The organism is Roseobacter sp. HKCC-CH-9351, assembly GCF_037830295.1.
Lineage (GTDB): Bacteria > Pseudomonadota > Alphaproteobacteria > Rhodobacterales > Rhodobacteraceae > M30B80.
Genome location: NZ_JBBLYM010000001.1, coordinates 469,506 through 485,624, shown reverse-complemented (window position 1 = coordinate 485,624; position 16,119 = coordinate 469,506). Strand labels below are relative to the sequence as shown.

Genomic DNA, 16,119 nt, shown 5'->3' with positions numbered 1-16,119 from the left:
CGCGGGTGTAGCTACGCGAGTAAGGGAGAGGAACAATCCGTGGTGTTTAAGCGAAGGGATCAGCGACCCTTGCTTCGGATTGTGGCCGAATGGGTCTATCCGCGTGGCGGATGGATGCGTGCCTTCCAATATGTCACCCATCGTCTGAACCGCCTACCAGGATCGGCGGAATCGATTGGGCGCGGTGTTGCCGCTGGTGTATTTGCGGTTTTTACACCCTTTTTTGGGTTCCATTTTTTCATCGCAGCTCTGCTTGCATGGATTTTGCGGGGCAATGTGATTGCTTCGCTTCTGGCGACTTTTGTCGGCAACCCGCTGACCTATGTGCCGATTGCGATAATCTCGCTTGAAACAGGGCATTTCATGCTTGGCTCAACCATGCGCAGCGATGTGAATGCAGGGTTGATTGCGCGGTTTCGGGGGGCGGCGGGTGATTTGTTGCATAACCTGTGGTCGATCTTCTCAGGTGCGCCCGCGCATTGGCATGAACTCAAGATTTTCTATGACACGGCATTCTTCCCATGGATGCTTGGGGCGATTATTCCGGGGATTTTATCATCAATCTTGGCCTATTTTATCAGTGTGCCCCTGATCCGTGCGTATCAAAAGCGCCGCATTGCCAAGCGCAGAGCGAAGATTGAGAAACGCCGCGAACAGGCTGGCACTTCGGGCGCAAAACGCTAGATTAGCACTCATTGTACAATGGGTGGGAGGCACCAGATGACCCGCGATCTTAGGCTGGGTGTCAATATTGACCATGTCGCAACATTGCGAAACGCGCGCGGTGGTGCGCTCCCTGATCCTGTGCGGGCGGCCCTCTTAGCCGAAGCGGCGGGGGCTGATGGCATTACAGCGCATTTGCGCGAAGACCGCCGTCACATTCGGGACGAAGATATCGCGGGGCTGATGGCGGCGATTAAAACCCCGCTCAATTTCGAGATGGCCGCCACCGCGGAGATGCAAAAAATCGCCCTGTCTCATCGCCCACATGCCGCCTGTATCGTTCCTGAGCGGCGCGAAGAACGCACCACCGAAGGTGGCCTTGATGTGGCAGGGGACGAGGCGCGCCTTGCGGAATTCATTGCGCCTTTGCGCGATGCAGGCATCCGTGTGTCGATGTTCATCGCCGCAGACCCGCTGCAAATTGCGGCAGCCGCGCGCATTGGGGCGCCTGTGATTGAACTGCATACGGGGGCCTATTGCGATTACCACGCCGAGGGTGAGATGGAGGCCCACAAAGCCGAACTTTCCCGCTTGATCGCAGGTGCGAAACAGGCGGCTGATCTGGGCCTTGAGGTGCATATGGGGCATGGCTTGAATTATGAGACAGTCACCCCGATTGCGGCCATCAAAGAGGTGCGCGAATTGAATATTGGTCATTTCTTGATCGGCGAGGCGGTATTTACAGGGTTGTCTGCCGCCATCGGTGAAATGCGCCGCCTGATGGAGGAGGCCCGCGCGTGATTTTGGGGATCGGAACGGATCTGGCAAATATCGAACGCATCCAACGTGCGCTTGATCGGTTTGGTGATCGGTTCCGCAACCGCGTGTTCACCGAACATGAACAAAAACGTGCCGAACGCATGCAAAACCCCGCTGCGGTTTACGCCAAAAGATGGGCTGCCAAAGAGGCCTGTTCCAAGGCACTGGGAACGGGGCTGCGCATGGGGATTGCGTGGCGCGATATGTCGGTGACGAATTTGGAAACGGGCCAGCCCGTGATGCACGTCACAGGATGGGCGCAAGAGCGGCTCAATGAAATGACCCCAAAAGGGTATGATGCCGTTATCCACGTTACATTGACCGATGATCACCCATGGGCGCAGGCATTCGTGGTGATTGAGGCGCTGCCAGATGGGATATCTGCGCAACTTCCCGCTATGCCAACCCCACCAAACCGTTCGCTTGCTTGACAGCAGGGCGCGCGCGGCCCATGAGGGGCATGGGTCGGTTGACGTTTTGGCAATCCTGCCGCGATGCGACACAAGGGTGCCACAGGCGAAGGCCACCGCGATTTTTTAGCGGATGGGGCAAAACGCATGGCAAGCTATAAGGCAAAAAAAGAGGGAATTGGCGAGACGATCAAAACGATTGTCTACGCGCTGCTGATTGCAGGTGTCTTTCGCACCTTGTTCTTTCAGCCATTTTGGATCCCGTCCGGATCGATGAAAGACACGTTGCTGATCGGTGATTTCCTGTTTGTCAATAAAATGGCCTATGGCTATTCGCGTCACAGCTGCCCTTTCTCGATGTGTCCCTTCTCCGGCCGCATCTTCGAGACATTGCCCGAGCGTGGTGATATTGCCGTCTTCCGCCATCCCACCAATGATGCAGATTTCATCAAGCGTGTTATTGGTCTGCCCGGGGATGTGATCCAAGTTCAAGATGGCCAGTTGATCATCAACGGCACGCCCGTCCCACAAGAACCAACAGCACCTTTCGTTGAGGCGTTCGAGCCACAAGGCCCGCTGGGCCACCTTCCGCGCTGTTCAAATGCGCCTGTTGGGGCGGGTGGCATCTGCGAAAAAGACCGCGCGATTGAGATGCTTCCCAATGGGGTATCGTATGCGGTGTTGAATATTGATGACCGCTCTTTCGCGGATAACACCCCCGAATTTACCGTGCCCGAGGGTCATGTTTTCGTGATGGGCGACAATCGTGACAACTCTCAAGATAGCCGTTTCCCTCGTTCTATTGGCGGGGTTGGGTTCGTGCCTGTTGAAAATCTTTTGGGCCGCGCAGATCGGGTGATCTTTTCTTCTGCAGGGGATCGCATGGTCTATTTCTGGACATGGCGCAGTGATCGGTTTTTTAGAGCATTACAGTGAAATTATCGCGTGAGATTGACGAGTTTTGCGCCCGTTTAGGGCATAGCTTTTCCCGCCCCGAATTGATTTTGCGGGCTTTGACCCATTCTTCGCTCTCCTCTCCGACCCGAGCGGATAATCAACGCTTGGAATTCTTGGGGGATCGCGTGTTGGGATTGGTCATTGCTGAGCTGTTGCTCGAACAGGATCAAGACGCGCCAGAGGGGCAACTGGCCCCCCGCTTTAACGCACTTGTGCGCAAGGAAACCTGTGCCGAAGTCGCGCGCAGCGTAGATTTGGGCGCGGTGTTGAAATTGGGCAAATCCGAAATGATGACGGGGGGGCGCCGCAAAGATGCCCTTTTGGGCGATGCGATGGAGGCTGTGATTGCCGCCGTTTACTTGGACGCAGGTTATGATGCGGTGCGTGGGTTGATCCGCCGTCTTTGGGCGGGCAAGGCCGATACAGTGGCCGATGATGCCCGCGATGCGAAAACCGCCTTGCAGGAATGGGCGCAGGCCAAGGGGAAAGGCTTGCCTCGCTATGCCGAGCTAAGCCGTGAAGGGCCAGATCATGCCCCTACCTTCACCATCGAAGTTACGCTCAGTTCGGGCGAGGCCGCGCAGGCAAGTGCCAAAGCCAAGCGCCACGCCGAACAAGAAGCCGCAAAAAAATTGCTTGCCGCCCTCGATGGTGGTTCCGCTTAATACGTCTGGCGCTAGGGCTGATTTCCCGCTATGCCCGAAGATCGTTGAAACAAGGAACTGCCCATGACCAGCCGCGCTGGATTTGTTGCCCTTATTGGTGAACCGAACGCAGGTAAATCTACCTTGCTTAATCATATGGTCGGGGCAAAAGTTTCGATTGTGACCCATAAGGTCCAGACCACCCGCGCGCGTATTCGTGGTGTGGCGCTTGAGGGCGAAAGCCAGATTGTTTTTGTCGACACGCCTGGTCTGTTTCGGCCGCGCCGCCGTTTGGATCGGGCGATGGTCGCGGCCGCTTGGACAGGGGCCGCGGATGCGGATGTGGTTGTCCTGCTCATCGAGGCCCATCGTGGATTGACCGAAGGGGTCAAGGAAATCTTAAGCGGTTTGCTTGAAAAGGCCTCGGGTCGGAAGATCGCTTTGGCGATTAACAAAATCGACCGCGTTGAGGCGCCTCAGTTGTTGAAGCTGACCGAAGAGGCCAACGCGGCTTTTCCATTTGTGAAAACCTTTATGATCTCAGCAGAGCGCGGCCATGGTGTGGGCGATTTGCGCGAATGGTTGGCGCAAGAGATGCCAGAGGGGCCATGGCTTTACCCTGAGGATCAGATTGCGGATTTGCCAATGCGCATGATCGCGGCAGAGATGACCCGTGAGAAACTGACCCTGCGCCTGCATCAAGAATTGCCCTATCAATTAACGGTGGAAACCGAGAGCTGGCAGGAACGCGATGATGGCAGCGCGCGCATTGATCAAGTGATTTACGTCAGCCGTGACGGACATAAGGGCATTTTGTTGGGCCATCGGGGCGAAACAATTAAGGCTGTTTCGCGCGCCGCGCGCGAAGAATTGGCCGAGTTTCTTGGCCGCAAGGTGCATCTATTTTTGCAGGTCAAAGTGCGCCCGAATTGGCTCGAAGAATCTGAGCGCTATTCAGAAATGGGCCTCGATTTTAAGGACGGGAACACCAAGTGACCCCCCGTCTGCGCGCAGAGTTTTGGGTGCAAGCCTATCTGCGGCGGCTGTCTTTGTCCGAGATCCCCGCCTTTGTCGTGGCGCGGGGTGATAAGGATGCGGGTGCGGTCTTGGTTAAGCTGTCCTTGCTTGATGGCACCGCCTCCTTGTTTCATCGTGGGTTTGATCTAGAGACTGGTGCGCGGGTTTGGGATGTGCTGACGCAAGGGCCAGAGGCCGCGGTGGATGCAGCCATCTCCAAACAGCGCGAATTTGACCCTGATCTTTGGGTGATTGAGGTGGAAGATCGTGCGGGTCGGCATATGCTAGATCAAGAGGGATTGCTTTAGCCTCAGCAAAGGGTCTGATCTGATGGAATGGCACGCAGAAGGTGTATTGCTCGCGGCGCGGCGCCATGGGGAATCTGCCGCCATCCTTGAAATTTTCACGGCAGAGCAGGGCCGTTTCGTGGGCGTTTTGCGGGGTGGGGCCTCTCGCAAAATGGCCGCCCATTTGCAAGTTGGAACGCAGCTTCAGGCGACGTGGCGCGCGCGCCTCGCGGATCATATGGGCGCCTTCACAATCGAGCCTTTGATCGCGCGCGCGGCCCCTGTGATGAGCGACCCTGTGCAGCTTGCAGGGCTCAACGCGGTTTGCGCACTTTTGTCTTTTGCCTTGCCTGAACGCAGCGCTTACCCCGCGCTTTATGCACATAGCCTTGCACTGCTGGATGGGCTTGGTGCGGATCATTGGCTCGATGCCTATGTGCAATGGGAATTGGCGCTGTTGTCTGAGTTGGGCTTTGGCCTCGATCTCAGCCACTGCGCCCGCACAGGCGTGTCGCAGGATTTGGCCTATGTGTCGCCGCGCACAGGGCACGCTGTGGCGCGCGATGCGGCGGGTGAATGGGCAGATCGCCTTTTACCCTTGCCGCGTTTTTTGCAGGGGGTTGGCCCCGCTGATCACGCTGAACGGCAAGCAGGCTTGCGCCTGACAGGGCATTTCTTGGCCAATCATTTGGCCCCTAGTTTGGGGGATCGCCCACTTCCCGCCGCGCGTGGGCGCTTAGTGGATATCCTCAACCGTCAATGTTGATGGCTGAAAACGAGGGCTGCGCCCTCAGCACTGCGCAGAACCAATTGCCCATCCTCTACAGCCGTGCTGCGGGTCGCCTCAAGGGCGCTGAAATAGGCGAATTCTTGGCCGAGATTGGGACAGGCCATCAGCGTAGCGCCAATTGGGCCTGCACTGAGGCCAGTTTCCACCACTTCGAACCGACCAAAGTAACGGTTGCAGGGGCCTTGACCGTAAAAGTTAAATTCTGCGTCCACTTCCAAGGTTATGCTTGGATCAGATTGCAAGACCCATGCCCCAACAGGGGGCATGGGCGGGTCTTCATTGCAGGCGGCGAGTGCCAGAAGGGCGGCACATGCCCTCAAGGCGCGCATGATTAGCCTAGAAGGCGGCGCGCAATCACCTGAGCTTGGATCTCTGCCGCGCCTTCAAAGATGTTGAGTATACGGGCATCGCACAAAATACGGCTGATTTTATATTCAAGCGCAAACCCATTGCCGCCATGGATCTGCAATCCGTTATCCGCGGCGGCCCATGCCACTCGTGCGCCAAGCAATTTGGCCATTCCTGCCTCAAGGTCGCAACGGCGGTCATTGTCTTTTTCGCGAGCGGAGAAATAGGTCAATTGCCGCGCAATCATGATTTCTACGGCCATCATGGCCAATTTTGAGGCAACACGCGGGAATTCGATTAGGGATTTGCCGAATTGTTTGCGATCTTGGGCATATTGCATCGAAACATCCAAGGCGGATTGTGCCACGCCGATGGCGCGGGCAGCGGTTTGGATGCGCGCGCTTTCAAAAGTTTGCATCAGTTGCTTAAAGCCTTGCCCCTCTTGGCCGCCCAAAAGGTTCTCGCCCTTCACCTCAAAATTGTCGAAGCCAAGTTCATATTCTTTCATGCCGCGATAACCCAAGACCTCGATCTCGCCGCCCGTCATACCTGCGGTGGGGAAGGGGTTTTCGTCATCGCCCGGTGTTTTTTCGGCCAAGAACATCGACAGGCCACGGTAATCGGTGGTCGTGGGGTCAGTGCGGGCCAAGAGGGTCATGACATGGGTGCGTGACGCGTGCGTGATCCATGTCTTGTTACCCGTGATGCGGTAATTGCCCGCCTCATCCTTGACCGCGCGGGTGCGCAGGCTGCCCAGGTCTGAGCCAGTGTTGGGTTCGGTGAACACGGCTGTTGGCAGCTTCTCGGCGCTTGCCAAGGCGGGCAGCCATTTTTCCTTTTGCTCATCCGTTCCCCCAGCAAGGATCAACTCAGCCGCGATTTCTGAACGCGTTCCAAGGGAGCCCACACCAATATATCCGCGGCTAAGTTCCTCCGAGACGACACACATCGCCGCTTTGGACAGGCCAAAGCCACCATACTCCTCTGGAATGGTGAGGCCGAACACGCCCATCTCTGCCAGCTCTTCGATCACCGAGAGGGGGATCAGTTCGTCCTTCAGGTGCCAGTCATGTGCGAAAGGCTCGACCTTTTCCAGCGCATAGCGGCGGAATTGTTCGCGGATCATTTCCAATTCATCTTCAAGGCCTGAGGTGCCAACAGTGATTTCTGCGGCGCGTTCATGCATCAACTCAACAAGGCGCAAACGGGCTGCTTGGGTGTTGCCGCGTGTGACCAATGTGGCGATTGCATCTGTTTTCAGAAGATTTGCATCTGCGTCCCCAAGCCCAAGTTCAGACAGGCGCAGCACTTCGCCTTGGTTCATAGCAATCCCGCCCTGAAGTTGGGCCAGATATTCGCCAAAAGCAATTTGCAAGATTAATTGTTCAATATCACCAAACTTGCCTTCACTGCCCAAGAGTTCGGCCCATGTTTGCATCTGGCGCAGCGCCTCAACATAGGTGGCAAGCCAGGCCAGACCATGTGCGGCGGTCTGCTCCGCCTCAATCGCCGCGCCCGAGATTTTCCCGTCCACTGTCACCAAATCGCGCACGGCGTCTTTGGCACGGGCCAAAACCGCCTCGACTGGGGGCAGGGCCTCTGCCGTCAAAGCGGTGAGATTGGCCAAGATCACAGGGGCATCGGTCATTTCGGCGTCACGGGGCATAGCGTCTCTCCAAATTGAGGGTGCGCAAGGGCAAGCTTATCTTTCGATTCTGCACCTGCTTCTAAATCATTTTGCAGATGCAGCGCAACATTAATTCGAAAAAATGCACCGAAAAGAATTAAAATGTCGCGCTTGTTTTGGTGTTGGATGTGCGCAATACCCTGACCAAGGCAGGGAGCAGCCATGACAGATTTCTTACACCTTATGCCATATTGGGCTTTCGCCCTCGCCCTTGGCGTGACTTTTGCGGCAGGTTTCGTGAAAGGTGCGGTTGGCTTTGCCATGCCCTTGATCATGATTTCGGGTTTGTCGATGTTTCTAGAGCCGCAATTGGCGATTGCAGGCATCATTTTCCCGATAGTCCTTTCCAACGGATTGCAGGTGGCCCGTTATGGCTGGGCTGAGGCCAAAACGGCGTTTGAGGAATATTGGCGGTATATCCTGATCGTCTGTGTGATGATCGTTATCGTTGCGCAATTTGTGACCGTCATACCAACCCAAACGATGTATCTGATCCTTGGTTTTCCTGTGGTGGTGTTAACCCTGATCCAGTTGATGGGCATCAAATTTCACATTCCACCGCAGCACCGCCGCAAGGCGGAATGGGGTGTCGGCACTTTGGCGGGGGCTTTGGGGGGGCTGACAGGCACATGGGGGCCGCCCACGGTTCTTTATCTCATTGCCCTTGATACCCCAAAGGCCCGCCAGATGTTGGTGCAGGGTGTGGTCTATGGTCTGGGGTCGGTCAGCCTGTTGACGGGGCATCTTTCCTCAGGGGTGCTGAACCTGACCACGGCACCGTTTTCGGTGGCGCTGCTCATCCCTGCCTTTCTGGGCATGCAGGTGGGGTTCAAGCTGTCTGATCGGCTTGATCCCGTCAAATTTCGCAAGATCACATTGATCGTTCTACTTGTGGCAGGGGCCAATTTGGTGCGCCGTGGTCTGATGGGCTGATAAAAAAACCGCCCCTGTGTCGGGGGCGGTTTTCGAAGCCTTGCTCTTGCGATGAGGTTTAGCTGATCGCGGCTGCTTTTACGTCTTCGTCTATGTAGGGCACATATTGCGCAAAGTTATCGGCGAACATCCCAACCAATTTTGCGGCCTGCGCATCATAGGCTGCGGCATCTGACCATGTGCTGCGTGGATCAAGCAGGGCATCATCTACCCCTTTAAGGCTGACAGGCACTTCGAAGCCGAAATTGGAGTCTTTGCGGAATTGGCCTTGATTGAGTGACCCATCCAGTGCCGCGGTCAAAAGGGCGCGGGTTGCTTTAATGGGCATCCGCGATCCTGTGCCATAGGCCCCGCCCGTCCAGCCCGTGTTCACAAGCCAGCAGGTCGACCCGTAAGTGGCGATTTTTTCGCGCAGAAGGTTGCCATAGGCCTCAGGGCGGCGCGGCATAAAGGGGGCGCCAAAACAAGTTGAGAAGGTTGGTTCTGGCTCGGTCACGCCGCGCTCTGTGCCGGCAACCTTAGAGGTGAAACCTGACAAGAAATGATACATCGCCTGCGCAGGGGTCAGGCGCGCAATCGGAGGCAAAACACCAAAAGCATCACAGGTCAGCATGATGATATTTTTCGGATGCCCGCCAAGCCCAGTGTCGGACGCGTTTGAGATCTGCTCCAACGGATAGGCGCAGCGGGTGTTTGCCGTCAGGCTTGCATCGTCAAAATCAAGTTCAAGCGTTTCTTCGTCATAGACCATATTTTCGATCACAGTGCCGAAACTATGGGTCGTGGCGTAGATTTCTGGTTCTGCCTCTTTGCGCAGGTTGATGGTCTTGGCGTAACAGCCACCCTCAAAATTGAAGATGCCATTTTCTGACCATCCATGCTCATCATCACCAATCAACACGCGAGCAGGATCAGCGGAAAGCGTGGTTTTTCCTGTGCCAGAAAGACCAAAGAACACCGCGCTATCATCAGGGTTACCCGTGGCGTGATTGGCCGAGCAATGCATCGGCATGAGGCCCTTCTCAGGCAAGAGATAGTTCAACAAGGTGAAAACCGATTTCTTGTTTTCGCCCGCATATTCGGTGCCACCAATCAAGATCAGTTTTTTGTCAAAATTCAGCGCGATCACTGTATCCGTGCGGCAGCCATGTTTCGCAGGATCCGCCTTAAAGCTAGGGCAATTGATGATTGTGAATTCGGGCACAAAGCTGTCCAGTTCTGTGCACGATGGGCGGCGCAGCAGGTGACGGATGAACAGGTTGTGCCATGCCAACTCCGAGATCACGCGCACATCAAGGCGGTGGTCCGCATCCGCACCAGCATAGAGATCTTGCACGAAATATTCGCTGCCCTTCATATGCGCGACCATGTCGGAATAGAGGCGATCGAAGGCGTCCATTTCCATGCGGGCGTTGTTGTCCCACCAGATATGCGGCTCGACCGAAGGGGTTGCGACAACAAATTTATCTTTAGGAGAGCGGCCCGTATATTTTCCTGTGCTGACCAACAGAGTGCCGCCGTTGCCAAGGCGACCCTCATTGCGGGTCAAAGCGGCTTGGATCAGTGCAGGTTCAAGCAGGTTATAGTGAACCTGGCCCAGATCCGAAATGCCTTGATGCTCCAGCCGATGGGCGGGGTTCACGCGTCCTGTGCTCATGTTCTCTTGTGCTCCTGTGACGATGCTGCCCGGCAGTGATGGAAATCAACGCGGGAACAGAGCTGCACTCAACCCCGCGTAAGCCCCGTATAACATGACGGTTTTATTACTGAACAGGACGCATCCGCACAGTTAGCGCAACCATTTCCCCGATTGGACAAATTTTGTCAAACTCGCCCGATTTGTTGAGGCGCTAACGGTTCGTTCACGCGCCGATGCCACATTCTGGCCGCAGAAAAACAGTGATTCGAAATATTTCGAATGCCTCGCGATTAGATGCTGATTTGGTCAAGGAGGAGGAAGAAGAATTTGATCTTCTGCGAACCTTGCGCAACATCTGCGACTATCACGCGGGCGAAGCGCGCGCGAAAGATGTAAGTTTCATCACGGATTTGCCAGATGCGCCCATCCTGATCACCGGGCTAGAGGGGCGTTTGGCGCAGGTCTTTGTCAACCTCTTGTCCAATGCCTTGTCTTTCTGCGATGCTGGGGATGCCGTCCGTATCTGGGCGCGCAAAAGAGAGGATCGCATTTTGGTGGTGGTAGAAGATACAGGGCCAGGCATCCCTGATGACGCGCTGACGAAAGTGTTCACCCGTTTCTATTCAGAGCGGCCCCAAGCACAATTTGGCAATCACTCGGGCCTTGGCCTTGCGATTTCCAAGCACATTGTTGAGGCGCATGGTGGGGTGATCTGGGCTGAAAATATTCGCCCCACTGAGGCTGATGTCACCTCCGACCCGCTTGGTGCGCGGTTCATCGTTGGCTTGCCGATTTAATCTATGGCTGAGGATCGTGGGAATTTTGCCAATGCGCTCGATTTGGCGCAGTTTGGCCATATGCATGGTGCTGCGCTGCGTTTGCACGCCACGGCGGTGGCGTATGAAGGGCAGGGGGTGCTTATCTTGGGGGCATCTGGTGCAGGCAAATCCTCGCTTGCGCTTGATTTGATGACGTTTGGTGCAGAGCTGATCTGCGATGACGCGATCCTGCTTGAGGCCGATACCGAAGGTTTAACCTTGCGCGCGCCCCCTGAACGCCTGCCGATGATTGAGGCGCGGGGGGTTGGGCTTTTGAATGCGGGGCCATTGGTGGATCAGGCGGCCCTTGCGCTTGTCTTACATCTGCAAGACATGCCGCAGCCACGCCTGCCTGCCACCCGCATGGCGATGTGGCGCGGGCATTTTGCGCGTCTTTTGAGCGTCAATGCGCGCGTCCCGCAGACCAGCGCGGTGGTTCACGCCCTGCGACATGGCTTCGCCCCGCTCGCGTAATCGCTTGGATCGCAGCCCATTTGCGCTACAGTTGTGAGCAGGAGCCAATGCCACCCGTTCTTAACAAGTGCCAAGCCGATGGATCGCGAAGATAAAACAGGCCACCCACAGCACACGCGCCCCTCGGGAGATGACGAGGCGCAACGGGTGGTCTTTGTCACAGGGCCGTCTGGTGCGGGCCGCAGCAGCGCCATCCATACGTTAGAGGATTTGGGATACGAGGCGATTGATAACCTGCCATTGTCGCTCTTGCCCCGCCTATTGGAAGGCCCACCTTTGACGCGGCCTCTGGCGCTGGGCACAGATCCACGAAACCGCGATTTCTCCGCACAGGCATTGATTGCTGCGGTCGATGGATTGGCCGCGCATGAGCAGGTTTTATCCGAACTGGTTTATCTCGACTGCGCCGATGATGTTCTTGTTCGCCGCTTTTCAGAGACGCGGCGGCGTCATCCAATGGCCCCCGCTGAGGATACACTGACAGGCATACGCCGTGAGAAGGAATTGCTTAGCCCCGTGCGCGCGCGCGCCACAAGCCTGATCGATACCAGCACCCTCAGCCCGCATGAGTTGCGCGAGGAGATTGCGCGCCATTTTAGCGCAACAACCCCGCATCGCTTGGCGCTGACGATCCAAAGCTTTTCTTACAAGCGCGGCCTGCCGACTGGCGCCGATATGGTGTTTGACTGTCGCTTTTTGGAAAATCCGTATTGGCACGATGATCTGCGCCGATCTGATGGGCGCGACCAAGCCGTGCGCGATTTCATTGCCAAAGATCCGCGGTTCGCGCCCTTCTCCACCCAAGTTTTGGGACTGATTGAGACGCTCCTTCCTGCTTATGTTGACGAAGGAAAAACGCATCTGACAGTTGCGTTTGGATGCACGGGGGGACAACACCGCTCTGTTGCAATGACGGAAATCATCGTAAGCCACCTTGCACAAGCGGGCTGGCAAGTGTCAAAACGTCATAGAGAATTGGAGCGGCGCGGCCTCATCGCCACGCCCTGAAATACAATAGGGTCTTGCGGGTGATAGGGATTGTTATCGTTGCACATGGTGGATTGGCCCGCGAATTGTTGGCCGCGACTGAACATGTGGTGGGTCCTGTTCACGCGGCCCGCGCGATCCCCATCGGCCCCGAAGATGATCGCGCCACCTGCCAACGTGATATTTCTGCCGCCGCAGATGCCGTGGATACAGGCTATGGTGTGGTTGTGGTTACCGATATGTATGGTGGTTCACCCTCGAACTTATCCTTGCCTGCGTGCCGCAGTGCCAACCGCAAAATTCTGACCGGTGTTAATCTGCCGATGCTGATCAAATTGGCCAAATCGCGCCATTTGCCCTTGGATCAAGCGGTGGCGCGCGCCACCGAGGCGGGGCGGCGCTATATCAACAGCTTTGATGGAACCCCTGAATGACCGAGACGGTACGCTGCGTTCTGAAAATAGTGAATGAAAAAGGCCTACACGCGCGGGCCTCTGCGAAATTTGTCGAAACAGTCGAAAAATTCGATGCCGAAGCGACAGTGAGCAAAGATGGCATTTCTGCTTCGGGCGACTCGATTATGGGCCTTTTGATGCTTGCTGCCTCGATTGGCACTGAAATTGAGGTTGAAACAACTGGCACTCAAGCGCAATCTCTGGCAGGGGCGCTGACGGAGCTTGTCGCAGATAAATTTGGCGAAGGCCGTTAAGGCCCGTTTGCGACAAGCGGCTGGAGGGGACAGACTGCGTGACTGAGACGACAGAAACAAAATCTGGCGCAGCACCCATTGTGGCGGCCGAAGTGCCGCAAGGCCCCGTCTATGATCGGCGCAGCCTGACCTACTCCAACACATTCGACAGCCCCGTCACACGCACGATTATTCGCGCGATAGAATGGATGACGGGCAAGATCACGATTATCCGCCGCGTGCGTGCATTTGAAACACTTGGTGCCCCGAAAGGGCAGGAGTTTTGGCCTGCTACGATGAAGGTCATGGGCATTGATTTGCTGACCCCAGAGGCACAGCTTGACCGTATTCCCGCAACAGGGCCCGTGGTGTTGGTGGCCAATCATCCGCATGGTTTGGTGGATGGCATGATCTTGGCTGATCTGATCGGGCGCAAAAGGCCAGATTACCGCATTTTGACCCGCGCGCTGTTGACTGGAATTGATGAAAGCGCGGCTCAATACATGATCCCCGTGCCGTTTCCCCATGAATCCGAGGCTCAGCGCAAAATGGTTGAAATGCGCGACAAAGCGATGAGTCATCTCAAGGCGGGCGGGTTGATTGCGCTTTTCCCATCAGGGGTGGTCGCCGCCGCAAAAACCGCCTTCGGCCCTGCGGTTGAAGCGGAATGGAATGTGTTTACCGCAAAGATGATCCGCACATCGGGGGCAACAATTTTGCCGCTCAATTTCCCTGGATCAAATTCGCGGTGGTATCAAATTGCCAATCGGATTTCGCCCATTTTGCGGCAGGGTCTTTTGCTGCATGAGGTGGCCCATGCGTTTGATAAACCGCAGGCCCCTGTAATCGGGCATCCGATCCTACCAGAAGACTGGAAGGAGGCCAGCGCCTCCCCGCGTCAATTTATGGCTGATTTGAGGGCGCATGTTTTGTCTTTGAAAGACAACCCTGACGCGCGATTTATGTCTAGGCCCTAGCGGGTGGGCACGGGCACTTCGCCCCGATAATCGTAAAAGCCACGCTCGGTCTTGCGTCCCAGCCACCCTGCCTCGACATATTTGGTCAAAAGCGGGCAAGGCCGATATTTCGTATCGGCCAATCCATCATGTAAGACATTCATAATGGCAAGGCAGGTGTCCAAACCGATAAAATCCGCCAATTCAAGCGGCCCCATTGGATGATTGGCGCCAAGCTTCATCGACTCGTCAATTGATTGCACGCTGCCGACACCTTCATAGAGGGTATAAACCGCCTCGTTGATCATCGGCATCAGGATGCGATTAACGATGAACGCAGGAAAATCTTCTGCTGTGGCCGATGTTTTCCCAAGGCGATCCACGACCGCCTTACAGGCCGTAAAGGTTTCGTCATCTGTTGCGATGCCGCGGATCAGTTCAACCAACTGCATCACGGGCACAGGGTTCATAAAGTGGAACCCCATAAATTTCTCAGGCCGATCCGTGCGACTGGCCAAGCGCGTGATGGAGATAGAGGAGGTGTTGGATGTCAAAATAGTATGCGGCTGCAAATGTGGAAGCAGATCTTCGAAGATGGCTTGCTTCACAGTTTCGCGTTCAGTCGCGGCCTCGATGACGAGATCAGTTTTGCCTAAGTCAGAGAGGTGCAATGTCGTATGGATGCGCGCCAAGGCATTTGCCTTATCTGCGGCCGAGATTTTCTCGCGGCTCACTTGGCGCTCAAGGTTGCGGTCAATCAGCGCTACGCCCTTGTCCAACTGATCTTGGCTGACATCGTTCAGCCAGATTTCATAACCTGCCAAGGCGCAGACATGCGCGATCCCATTGCCCATCTGGCCTGCGCCTACGATGCCGATTTTGCTGATTTCCATCGCTGAACCTTTGTCTTGAAAACGCGTGGTCTTTGCATGCTGCACCATAAAAGGCGAAGCCCCAAAGACACAAGCCGTAACCGCGCAAAAGCGCTGCAGCAGTTGAGAACGCAAAGCTGCAGGATCATTCAAAAATCAACATAAAATCTCGTAAAATCTGATGGTTAGGGAATTCGTAAGAGGCTTTGGCCATTCTTTCCCTTGGGTGAGACGAATCAAGGTGGGAGCAGGCAATGAGCTTTGCCTTCAAGGGGCATGGCCCCCTCGATTATAAACTTGTGACCTATGAGGGGTCACTGATGCGGTTTCGTGGGCCGCAAATTGATCTAACCAAGCCGTTTTTGCTGTGTTTGGGCGGCTCTGAGACATTCGGCAAATTCGTACCGCAGCCCTATCCTGACCGCTTGTCGGCGATGTTGGGGCGCCCCGTGGCGAATATGGCCGCAATGAATGCGGGGTTGGAATTGGCGCTTGGCGATGGGGCTATCGCCGATGCGATGAGTAGGGCCGAGGCGATTGTGTTGCAAATTACAGGTGCGCATCACCTGACCAACCGCTTTTATCAGGTGCATCCACGCCGCAATGATAGGTTCCTGCAACCCTCTGACATATTGCGGGCAATCTATCGCGAGGTTGATTTCACGGATTTCCATTTCTCGCGCCATATGTTGGAACATCTTTTAACCTGTTCCGAAGATCGGTTTCAGATCGTTGTGGATGAATTAAAGATGGCTTGGATGGCGCGTATGCGTAGCCTTTTGAACCGCGCTATTTGCCCAGTTCACTTGCTATGGATCGGGCACCTCCCGCCTGCGGAAACGGGCTATTGCTGTGAGTTGGGGGCAGACCCGCTTTTTGTCACCAAAGGGATGTTGGAAGAAATAGCCGCCCAAGCGGCCTCATTGACGATATGCGTGACAACGCCTGAGGAACAAGAAAAACCAACGCGGGGCATGTTCTTTGGATTGGGAGAAGAGAAAATAGTGCGCGCTTTGCTTGGGCCTGATATCCATGTCCGCGCGGCGCGTGACCTCTCAGAGAAAATCCTCAAGCTGTAGAAAAAAAACCCGCGCCACCAATTCGCGGCGCGGGTCTTTAGAGCCAAGTTT

Annotated in this window: 20 protein-coding genes and 1 pseudogene; 16 read left to right on the top strand and 5 right to left on the bottom strand. The window is 55.6% G+C overall.

Going from position 1 to position 16,119, the window contains the following annotated elements; translation table 11 throughout:
* Nucleotides 1–69 precede the first annotated feature (69 nt).
* From AAC632_RS02535 to recO, 8 genes are all read left to right on the top strand, one after another.
* A complete protein-coding gene (locus tag AAC632_RS02535) occupies nt 70–684 on the top strand; it encodes a DUF2062 domain-containing protein (RefSeq protein ID WP_340298295.1) in 615 nt (204 codons plus the stop codon).
* Between the two features lie 36 nt (nt 685–720).
* On the top strand, nt 721–1,464 hold the full coding sequence (locus AAC632_RS02530) for a pyridoxine 5'-phosphate synthase (protein ID WP_340243714.1): 744 nt from the start codon (nt 721–723) through the stop codon (nt 1,462–1,464).
* Entirely contained in the window at nt 1,461–1,913 is a 453-nt protein-coding gene (gene acpS / locus AAC632_RS02525) for a holo-ACP synthase (protein ID WP_340298296.1), read from the top strand. Before AAC632_RS02530 ends, acpS begins: the two co-directional genes overlap by 4 nt.
* Before the next feature lie 126 nt (nt 1,914–2,039).
* The gene (lepB, locus tag AAC632_RS02520) at nt 2,040–2,828 is read left to right on the top strand and encodes a signal peptidase I (RefSeq protein WP_340298297.1); all 789 of its coding nucleotides are present in this window, start codon (nt 2,040–2,042) and stop codon (nt 2,826–2,828) included.
* Complete coding sequence (gene rnc / locus AAC632_RS02515) at nt 2,825–3,514, top strand: ribonuclease III (RefSeq protein WP_340298298.1); 690 nt, start codon at nt 2,825–2,827, stop codon at nt 3,512–3,514. Before lepB ends, rnc begins: the two co-directional genes overlap by 4 nt.
* A gap of 63 nt (nt 3,515–3,577) precedes the next feature.
* Nucleotides 3,578–4,489: a GTPase Era gene (gene era / locus AAC632_RS02510; RefSeq protein WP_340262939.1), complete on the top strand. Its 912-nt coding sequence runs from the start codon at nt 3,578–3,580 to the stop codon at nt 4,487–4,489.
* The gene (locus AAC632_RS02505) at nt 4,486–4,818 is read left to right on the top strand and encodes a DUF1491 family protein (RefSeq protein ID WP_340298299.1); all 333 of its coding nucleotides are present in this window, start codon (nt 4,486–4,488) and stop codon (nt 4,816–4,818) included. Before era ends, AAC632_RS02505 begins: the two co-directional genes overlap by 4 nt.
* A 22-nt stretch (nt 4,819–4,840) precedes the next feature.
* A complete protein-coding gene (gene recO / locus AAC632_RS02500; protein WP_340298300.1) occupies nt 4,841–5,563 on the top strand; it encodes a DNA repair protein RecO in 723 nt (240 codons plus the stop codon).
* Here recO and AAC632_RS02495 read toward each other — a convergent pair.
* From AAC632_RS02495 to AAC632_RS02485, 3 genes are read right to left on the bottom strand one after another with little or no spacing between them, the layout of a single operon-like run.
* Nucleotides 5,554–5,916, bottom strand: coding sequence for an META domain-containing protein (locus AAC632_RS02495; RefSeq protein WP_340298302.1), 363 nt, complete (start codon nt 5,914–5,916; stop codon nt 5,554–5,556). The genes recO and AAC632_RS02495 overlap by 10 nt on opposite strands.
* A 2-nt stretch (nt 5,917–5,918) precedes the next feature.
* Nucleotides 5,919–7,601 carry an acyl-CoA dehydrogenase family protein gene (locus tag AAC632_RS02490; RefSeq protein ID WP_340298303.1) on the bottom strand — a complete coding sequence of 561 codons (1,683 nt, stop codon included), beginning with the start codon at nt 7,599–7,601 and terminating at the stop codon, nt 5,919–5,921.
* Complete coding sequence (locus tag AAC632_RS02485) at nt 7,580–7,786, bottom strand: hypothetical protein (protein ID WP_340262949.1); 207 nt, start codon at nt 7,784–7,786, stop codon at nt 7,580–7,582. Before AAC632_RS02485 ends, AAC632_RS02490 begins: the two co-directional genes overlap by 22 nt.
* On the opposite strand from AAC632_RS02485, the gene AAC632_RS02480 reads away from it, so the two are divergent.
* Nucleotides 7,785–8,555 carry a sulfite exporter TauE/SafE family protein gene (locus AAC632_RS02480; RefSeq protein WP_340262952.1) on the top strand — a complete coding sequence of 257 codons (771 nt, stop codon included), beginning with the start codon at nt 7,785–7,787 and terminating at the stop codon, nt 8,553–8,555. The genes AAC632_RS02485 and AAC632_RS02480 overlap by 2 nt on opposite strands.
* 58 nt (nt 8,556–8,613) lie before the next feature.
* On the opposite strand, the gene AAC632_RS02475 is transcribed toward AAC632_RS02480, so the two are convergent.
* On the bottom strand, nt 8,614–10,212 hold the full coding sequence (locus AAC632_RS02475) for a phosphoenolpyruvate carboxykinase (protein WP_340298305.1): 1,599 nt from the start codon (nt 10,210–10,212) through the stop codon (nt 8,614–8,616).
* 251 nt (nt 10,213–10,463) lie between these two features.
* Between AAC632_RS02475 and AAC632_RS02470 the strand changes: the two are divergent.
* The 6 genes and pseudogenes from AAC632_RS02470 to AAC632_RS02445 all read left to right on the top strand — a co-directional run.
* Nucleotides 10,464–10,991, top strand: a pseudogene (locus AAC632_RS02470) (sensor histidine kinase); the annotation flags it as partial.
* A 3-nt stretch (nt 10,992–10,994) separates the two neighbouring features.
* Nucleotides 10,995–11,486 (top strand): HPr kinase/phosphorylase, encoded by a 492-nt coding sequence (locus AAC632_RS02465; RefSeq protein WP_340298306.1) that lies wholly within the window; start codon nt 10,995–10,997, stop codon nt 11,484–11,486.
* 78 nt (nt 11,487–11,564) lie between these two features.
* A complete protein-coding gene (gene rapZ, locus AAC632_RS02460; RefSeq protein ID WP_340298307.1) occupies nt 11,565–12,494 on the top strand; it encodes an RNase adapter RapZ in 930 nt (309 codons plus the stop codon).
* 20 nt (nt 12,495–12,514) lie between these two features.
* Nucleotides 12,515–12,907 (top strand): PTS sugar transporter subunit IIA, encoded by a 393-nt coding sequence (locus tag AAC632_RS02455; RefSeq protein WP_317657278.1) that lies wholly within the window; start codon nt 12,515–12,517, stop codon nt 12,905–12,907.
* Nucleotides 12,904–13,182, top strand: coding sequence for an HPr family phosphocarrier protein (locus AAC632_RS02450; RefSeq protein ID WP_340262957.1), 279 nt, complete (start codon nt 12,904–12,906; stop codon nt 13,180–13,182). The genes AAC632_RS02455 and AAC632_RS02450 overlap by 4 nt, the downstream gene beginning before the upstream one ends.
* A gap of 77 nt (nt 13,183–13,259) precedes the next feature.
* Nucleotides 13,260–14,138 carry a lysophospholipid acyltransferase family protein gene (locus AAC632_RS02445; RefSeq protein ID WP_340263066.1) on the top strand — a complete coding sequence of 293 codons (879 nt, stop codon included), beginning with the start codon at nt 13,260–13,262 and terminating at the stop codon, nt 14,136–14,138.
* Here the strand turns inward: AAC632_RS02445 and AAC632_RS02440 are convergent.
* A complete protein-coding gene (locus tag AAC632_RS02440) occupies nt 14,135–15,010 on the bottom strand; it encodes a 3-hydroxybutyryl-CoA dehydrogenase (RefSeq protein WP_340298308.1) in 876 nt (291 codons plus the stop codon). The genes AAC632_RS02445 and AAC632_RS02440 overlap by 4 nt on opposite strands.
* Before the next feature lie 233 nt (nt 15,011–15,243).
* Here AAC632_RS02440 and AAC632_RS02435 point away from each other — a divergent pair, with 233 nt between their 5' ends.
* Nucleotides 15,244–16,068, top strand: a complete 825-nt coding sequence (locus AAC632_RS02435) for a DUF6473 family protein (RefSeq protein WP_340298310.1) — start codon at nt 15,244–15,246, stop codon at nt 16,066–16,068.
* The last annotated feature ends 51 nt before the right edge of the window (nt 16,069–16,119 follow it).